The organism is Burkholderia sp. MSMB2157WGS, assembly GCF_001532755.1.
In the GTDB taxonomy this organism is placed as follows: Bacteria; Pseudomonadota; Gammaproteobacteria; order Burkholderiales; family Burkholderiaceae; genus Burkholderia.
In genome coordinates, this window is record NZ_LPJG01000043.1 from 1 (window position 1) to 719 (window position 719).

1 protein-coding gene is annotated in these 719 nt (G+C 65.4%); it reads right to left on the reverse strand.

Annotated features, from left to right (window positions below):
- Positions 1 to 719, reverse strand: a 719-nt coding sequence (locus WT53_RS26625) for a 3-hydroxybutyrate dehydrogenase (RefSeq protein WP_060262302.1), incomplete at both ends; no start/stop codon positions are given.

Below are 719 nucleotides of genomic sequence, written 5' to 3' on the forward strand. Positions count from 1 at the left end.
CCCGTGAGCGCGGCGCTCGGGAATGCCGACAGGAACAGCACCGTCTGCGCGACGTCCTGCACCGTCGTGAACACGCCGTCGACCGTGTTGCCGAGCATCACCTTCTTGATCACTTCCTCTTCGCTGATGCCGAGCTCCTTCGCCTGCTCCGGAATCTGCTTGTCGACCAGCGGCGTGCGCACGAAGCCCGGACACACGACGTGCGAGCGCACGTTGTGCTTCGCGCCTTCCTTCGCCAGCACGCGCGCCAAGCCGAGCAGCCCGTGCTTGGCCGTCACGTACGCCGACTTCAGCGGCGACGCTTCATGCGAGTGCACCGAGCCCATGTAGATCACGACGCCGCCGCGATCGTCCTTGTACATGTGCTTGAGCGCGGCCTTCGTCGTCAGGAACGCGCCGTCCACGTGGATCGCCTGCATCTTCTTCCAGTCGGAGAACGAATAGTTCTCGATCGGGTTGACGATCTGGATACCGGCGTTCGACACGAGGATGTCGATCGAGCCGAACGCTTCGGCCACCTTGTCGATGCCGGTGTTCACGGCTTCCTCGCTGGTCACGTCCATCGCGACGCCGATCGCCTTGCCGCCTGCCTTGTTGATCTCGTCGGCGACCGCGTTCGCGCCGTCCTGGTTCAGGTCGGCGATCGCGACGGCCGCGCCTGCCTTGGCCAGCTCCAGCGCGATTTCCTTGCCGATGCCGCTCGCGGCGCCCGTGACGAC